The sequence below is a fragment of the Reichenbachiella sp. genome, assembly GCF_039969095.1.
In the GTDB taxonomy this organism is placed as follows: Bacteria; Bacteroidota; Bacteroidia; order Cytophagales; family Cyclobacteriaceae; genus Reichenbachiella.
Genome location: NZ_JBDVOL010000002.1, coordinates 1 through 3,368, shown reverse-complemented (window position 1 = coordinate 3,368; position 3,368 = coordinate 1). Strand labels below are relative to the sequence as shown.

At 41.4% G+C, this 3,368-nt stretch carries 4 protein-coding genes; all 4 read right to left on the bottom strand.

Annotated features, from left to right (window positions below; genetic code table 11):
* Positions 1 to 402, bottom strand: a 402-nt coding sequence (locus ABJH98_RS00065; RefSeq protein WP_348299452.1) for a heme-binding domain-containing protein, incomplete at its 3' end; no start/stop codon positions are given.
* Complete coding sequence (locus ABJH98_RS00060; protein ID WP_348305577.1) at positions 399 to 1,007, bottom strand: DUF3347 domain-containing protein; 609 nt, start codon at positions 1,005 to 1,007, stop codon at positions 399 to 401. The genes ABJH98_RS00060 and ABJH98_RS00065, both read right to left, overlap by 4 nt.
* Before the next feature lie 73 nt (positions 1,008 to 1,080).
* Positions 1,081 to 3,060, bottom strand: coding sequence for a copper-translocating P-type ATPase (locus ABJH98_RS00055; protein ID WP_348305578.1), 1,980 nt, complete (start codon positions 3,058 to 3,060; stop codon positions 1,081 to 1,083).
* Positions 3,061 to 3,127: 67 nt separating this feature from the next.
* On the bottom strand, positions 3,128 to 3,368 hold a 241-nt coding region (locus ABJH98_RS00050; protein WP_348305576.1), incomplete at its 5' end, for a DUF305 domain-containing protein.

Here is a 3,368-nt window from a genome sequence, read left to right as displayed (position 1 = left end):
ATCCGACAATATTGCATCTCGGTGAACCAGCGTATAAGAAGGAATAGGCATTTTTTCTTGCTCAATTTGTTTGATCATACTTTCCAATTTCATCTTTTTCATCCGCCCAGATAGACTACCAAATTCTGAGAAATTCAACTCTGCCATTCCCTCTTTGATATGCTTATCTAATAGCCAACCCGCTGGCTGCATATTACTGTACCAAGGGTAGTTGATCTGTTCACTATGGCAGTTGTAGCACGATGTTTTAAACATCTTTCGTATCTGCACCGGGGCATTATTTAGAATCAGAAAGTCATCGGGGCCTGAAGGTATATTAGGATTATGGTTGGTGGGAATGAATTGAATTCCCACCAATACAATTAGGAGTACATATAAGGACCCCCAGATTACCTTTTTCACCCGACTTCAATTACTTTTTTGACAGAACCACAGGTTTGCATCTTTCCAGCAAACAAAGGATTAACAATTTCTTCTGAATCACTCAGCCACATACCCCCCTCATTATTATTGTACATTGGGCAGTATTGCTCATAAAGTTTTCTGTCCGAACCTACAAGGGCCAGTAGATCTTCAAAATCTTTACCCATGGCCTGAAAATGTTCAATCTGATGATCCATTTCACTTTTAGCAATGTGTTCGCTGTGTTCTTGAATAACTTCAAGAATTTCATTCACAGTTGTTTTATTATCAGCAGACACATTATCGAAAGAGATCGTTTTGGCATTGTCAGCTAGTTTGGCAGCTGCTTTGGCAGCATCTTCTTTGTTGTTGGCACTTAGAGCTTTCTTAATTTCCAAGTATTCGTTAATAAGTTCTGTCTTAGATGCAGTTCTGGTCATGGTCATTTCTTGATCCATATTTTCCATCGTTTCAGACATAGCCTCATGGTCATGTTCTTCTGATCCTGCAGCGTGGTCATCTTTTTTTTTCTCTCCACAGGCGATAAGGGAAATTGACAGTCCGGCGATGAGTGCCAGCGATAAAATTGATTTTTGAGTTTTCATATTTTTTGAGTTTTAAATTGGTTTCATGATTGATTTAGGGGGTCATAGGGAATTATAATCAAAGCACGTTCATTTAGGATTTAATTTGTCTTTTTAATAATTGGGCGTTAAGTGCTACGATCACAGTACTGAGGCTCATCAAAGCTGCACCGATTGCAGGGCTAAGAATAATTCCTACACCTGCTAATACTCCTGCAGCCAGAGGTACTGCCACGATATTGTAGCCTGCCGCCCACCAGATATTCTGCATCATTTTTCTGTAAGTGGCCGTCCCGAAAAGGATTAAATTGGCAATGTCTTTTGGATTACTATTGACCAAAATGATATCGGCAGTTTCAGCAGCAACGTCAGTTCCTGAGCCCACTGCGATTCCCACATCTGCCTGAGCCAAAGCAGGTGCATCATTCACTCCATCTCCGGTCATTGCGACGAATTCACCTTTCCCCTGAAGGTTTTTAATAATCTTTTGCTTGTCTTCTGGCATTACCTCGGCATAGTAGCCATCCAAACCCAGCGTTTCACTTACAGCCTTTGCAACTATTTCATTGTCCCCTGTTGCCATAAGAACTTTTATCCCTTGCTTTTTGAGGGTATCTATTGCCTCTTTGGATTCCTCTCGAATTTCATCTGCCAATGCGATGAAGCCGATTAGTTTTTCATCTGAAAGAACAAAAACCACAGTTTCGTCTTCTGTTTTGAAAGCTCCTTCGGGTTGTTCGATTCCTTTTTGTTTTAATCCTCCAGGGCTTAAAATGCTGATTTCTTTTTCATTGAGATTAGCTTCTATACCCATTCCAGTGATATTCTGAAAGTTTTCAGCCTTGTCAAGTTTCAGATCTAGTTCTTTGGATTTCCTAACTATTCCAGCTGCTATAGGATGCTCAGAATTATTTTCAAGAGCAGCTGCGATGGCAAGTAATTCTTGATCGTCAGTTTCTGGATTAACACTTTTGAATCGGGTCACTCCAAATTCACCCTTGGTCAATGTTCCGGTTTTGTCGAAAATGATGGTAGTAAGTTTTCGGGAATTCTCGAAGGCTGTTCTGTTCCGAATTAATAGACCATGCTTCGCTGAAACAGAAGTAGAAATTGCAACGACCAATGGTACTGCCAGTCCCAATGCGTGGGGACAGGAGATGATCATGACAGTTACCATTCGCTCCAGCGCATAATTGAAGTCTTTTCCTAAACTTAACCATACTACCAGCGTGATAATCCCTGTTGCCAAAGCGATGTAAAACAACCACCCCGCTGCTTTATCTGCTAAATTTTGGGTGTTTGACTTTGTCTTTTGCGCTTCTGTCACCAATCCGATTACTTTGGACAAATAGGAGTCTTCACCGGTGTGCTTCACCTTAATTTTCAGTGCACCGTTGTCGTTGACTGACCCACCAATCACCTCATCGTCTTTTTGTTTTGATACTGGTTTAGATTCCCCGGTAAGCATGGATTCATTTACATGACTACTTCCTTCGAGAACCTGTCCATCAGCTGGAATTTTCTCTCCAGGCCTCACCAGAATGGTGTCTCCAGACTTTAGCTCTGCAATTGGTACATCTTCGGATTCTCCATTGTCCTTAATTCTCCTTGCTTCGGAGGGCATCATCTTTGCAAGTTCTTGCAAGGCATTTGATGCGCCCATAACAGATTTCATTTCTATCCAATGCCCCAGCAACATGATGTCGATTAAACTGACGAGCTCCCAAAAGAACATTTTTCCTGATAAGCCAAATACCACTGCGGAGCTATAGAAGTAGGCTACCGAAATAGCCAATGCTATCAGGGTCATCATACCTGGTTTCCTCTTTTTCAATTCATCGACCATGCCGATTAAGAAAGGCCAGCCACCGTAAAAAAAGACTATTGATGAAAGTGCAAACTGTAGGTATCTATCACCGTCAAATCTGAATTCATACCCTACAAGGCTCTGAATCATCGGTGCAAGGACTACTATTGGTAAGGTGATCACTAATGAAATCCAAAATCGTTTTTTGAAATCTTCGATCATATGCATATGATGCATGCTGTGATCATGGCCTTCCATTCCTTTCATTTCATGCTTTTCCTTATGAGGAGAGGCATGTTGCGTACTGCTGTGATGTGAATGATCCATAGTAATTCTATTTTTTAGCCTCCAGTCTTTTGATCATATCCTGCATCTGGGCTATTTCCCGCTTTTGGGCCACAATGATATCTTGCGCCAGTTTCTGAGCCTCTGGATCTTGAAGATTCGCTTTCTGACTCACCATGATTGCAGAAGAGTGATGTGGGATCATTGCTTTCATCCATTGCACATCAGCAATCAAAGTCTGATTTCTAAGCATGGTCAGTGTGCCTACAAAAATTATCGCAGCACTCACT

Coding starts and splice junctions, on each gene's coding strand:
- ABJH98_RS00060 (WP_348305577.1), bottom strand. CDS start 1,007: ATGAAAACTCAAAAATCAATTTTATCGCTGGCACTCATCGCCGGACTG.
- ABJH98_RS00055 (WP_348305578.1), bottom strand. CDS start 3,060: ATGAAAGGAATGGAAGGCCATGATCACAGCATGCATCATATGCATATG.